Annotated in this window: 1 protein-coding gene and 2 pseudogenes; all 3 read left to right on the top strand. The window is 54.1% G+C overall.

What is annotated here, in order from left to right:
• A partial coding sequence (locus Q0438_RS10815) for a hypothetical protein (protein WP_299190799.1) occupies nt 1-290 on the top strand: 290 nt, incomplete at its 5' end.
• A gap of 667 nt (nt 291-957) precedes the next feature.
• Nucleotides 958-1,377, top strand: a pseudogene (locus tag Q0438_RS10810) (AIR synthase related protein); the annotation flags it as partial.
• Between the two features lie 1,620 nt (nt 1,378-2,997).
• A pseudogene (locus tag Q0438_RS10805) lies at nt 2,998-3,103 on the top strand (thiamine-phosphate kinase); the annotation flags it as partial.

Here is a 3,103-nt window from a genome sequence, read left to right as displayed (position 1 = left end):
TAAAGCTCTACGAGGGCATGCGCGGCACCGCCTACGAGCACTCGGGCTACGACGGGCACGAGATTTTAGGCGAGATCGCGATGATACGCGGCGATCCGTCTGCGGCGCTGAGACATTTCGCGGCGATGAGAGACGATGCGGCGGCGCTTTTTGCATATCAGCAGCTGCCGGCTTACAAGCAGGCTCTGGCTCACGCGCTAGAGCTGCTCGCGCAGTGCTACGATGCGCTAAAAGATCGCAAGAACAAAGCGGCGGTTCTGCGTGAGCTTAGGAAGCTAAAGAAGGGCTAGCGGGTTGCTAGGCGACGGCGTTTCGCAAAATTTTGCCGATGCGCTGCGATGAAATTCGGCTTGGGGCGTTGCGCGGTTTGAGCGCCTAGGGCGCGGCAGAATTTTATGTCGTTTGAGGGCGGTGCGGGCCTGCGGCAGATTAAGACCGCATGACGGAGCTCGCGCTTTTGAAGCCCTATTTTGAAAGCGAAATTTATACCCGCGCCGTAGATTCGAAGCGGTATCCGTGCCTGCGCGGCGATTTGTCTTCGCATCGCATCGTCTTTGTATCGCGGCCACTAAAAGTCGCAATTTCGCCAGTATATGAAGCTTTGCGAGCGCTTTTGAGTGCGCTATGAACGCGGTTCGGTGTCGCGCGCAAGCTAGAAGTTTTTTAGGGGTCGTCTTATGCGGCGAGCGCAGTTTTATTGCAGACCTAGTCCGTATCAAGTTATACCGAGCCGCACCAAAGCCCCAAAACTCACGTGATTTCTAATTTTGCTATCGAGCCGCACCGAACCGCAGCCAAACTCGCGCGGCGAAAATCTAAATTTACGCTATAATCTTGCAAAGCGGAGCGTAGAACTCCTGCTGCGCGTGTGCGACGAAATTTAAGCAAAGGCCCGCAAATTCGGGCTTCTTAGCTTTCGCGCGGCTGCGGCGTAACGCTAAATTTAACGGAGGGCGCATGGATAAAGAGCGGTATATTTTTGAAAAATTTAGATCGAAGTTTAACGGCGATGATTGCGCCGTAATCGGCGAGCGAGCGTATTGCAAGGATCTTTTCGTCGAGGGCGTGCACTTCCGCCGTGGCTGGCTGAGCCTGCGCGAGATCGGCGCAAAGGCGATGCTCGTAAATATCTCGGATATGATCGCGACGAATGCGCGCGCCAAATACGCCCTGCTGGGGCTTGCACTGCCGCGCGAGATCGGCACGCGCGAGATTGACGAGCTGTGCGCGGGCGTGAGCGAAACGGCGCGCGAGTGGGGCATACGGATCATCGGCGGCGACACGATCGGCTCAGATCGCATCGCGCTTAGCGTGAGCCTGATCGGCAAGTGCAAGCGCCCAGTATTTCGCAGCGGCGCGCGCGTGGGCGATCTCATCGCGCATACGGGCGAGTTGGGCGGCGTCGGGCGCGATCTGTCGGTGCTTTTAAGAGATGAAATTTCGCTTGCTAGCTCGCAGACGCAAAACGGGGACGATAAAATTTCGTCGTTGCAAGGCTTAAGAGATGAGGTACGAAGCCCTGGCGATAAAATTTCACCTGCGCGCGCCGAGCCGCAGAGCCTGGACGCCGAAGCTTCTACGCAAAATTCCGTGTCGCGGAGCAGAGACAATCACAAGAACTCTACGGCGCAAGATAGCGGGCTGCAAAGCGGCGGTTCTGACGACTCTGCTGGTAAAATTTCTACGCAGTTCGACAACGAAATTTCTACGCAGAGCTTTGATGGCAAAATTTCTGCGCCGAGCCCTAATAACGGAAATTCTGCGCGAAATTTAGATGCCGCCGCTTTGCACAGCGCCTCGCAGAGCTTTGTGGCACAAAATTCAGATACTCGCACTTCGCAGGACGGCTTACAGGGCTCCGCGACGCAAAACCAGGACGCGGAATTTTTTAAGCAAAATTTTACGACGCAAAATTTGAACGTAGGGAATTCTACTGGAAGTTTTATGGCGCAAAATTTTGACGCTGGAAATTTTGCAGGAAATTTTATAGCGCCTGCTACTAAATTTGGCGAAAGTAGAGCCGCGGCGGAGCCCGTAGTGAAAGCCGATGAACAAAATTTTATCGCGCCGCTTGCCGCGAAATCCGGCGGAGAAAATTTCACCGAGGCGCCCGTTATGAAGCTCGCCGCAGAAAATTCCGCGAGGCTTACCTCAGAAAATTATGTCAAGCAATCTATCCCAAAACCCGCTGCGGAAAATTCCGCCATACCGCTTGATATGAAATTTGCCGAGGATATTTCCGCACAGGCTGCCGTAAAATTTGACGAGGAAAAATCTGCGTGCGAAATTCGCGGCGCGCTTGCAGTAGGAAATTTTGATTCAGATGTCGAGTGTGCGAAATCAGCGGCGGGAAATTCTAGTGCGGAGACTTCGTACGTGGATTTTGAGCGTGGAAATTCTACCGCAGCGAGCGAGGGCGCGCAAGATTTGCGACAAAATTTTATGGCAAAGCTTTCTGTGCAAGGCCTATCGCAGCGAAACTCTGCGTCTGAAATTTTAAAATGCGAGAATGCAGCGGCTGAGGTGCTGGCGCTAAAAGACGATATGTCCGAAAGCCTCGCGCCCGCAAATTTCATACCTGAAAAGGAGCCGTCCGTAAAGCTCGCGCCAAAAAATCCTGCGCTTAAAAATTCCGCGACTCAGATTGACGCACTCGCAAATCCCGTGCTTCAAAACGATACCTCCGCGGCAAACTCTACGCTTAAAAATGGCGCGCCCGCAAGCCCTGCGTCGGAAAACCTTGCGCTGCGAGACGATCTGTCCGCAAGCTCTGCGGTAGAAAATTTCACGCCGCAAAGCCCCGCAGCCTCCGTGCTTCAAAATTTTACGTGCGAAACCTCCGCGCCTCAAAGCATTACGCAGCAAGAGGGTAAGTCTGTGGGGCCTACGGCGCAAAACTCCGCATGCGAAAATTCCGCGCCGCAAAGCCAGACATGCGAAGGCTCAGTATTTGATCTGCGCGAGGATCTGCGCGCAAAAATTTCAAAGAATTCGCGCTTCGTCAGGCCCGTCTTGCGCGATAAGTTTTTTTACAAGGCGGCGAAGCTTATCAGCGCGGCGATGGACATTAGCGACGGGCTCGCGCAGGATCTGCCCCGACTGC

The organism is uncultured Campylobacter sp., from assembly GCF_938030785.1.
GTDB lineage: Bacteria > Campylobacterota > Campylobacteria > Campylobacterales > Campylobacteraceae > Campylobacter_B.
The sequence above is the reverse complement of the archived record's forward strand: the minus strand, read 5'-3'. Positions and strand labels throughout refer to the sequence as shown.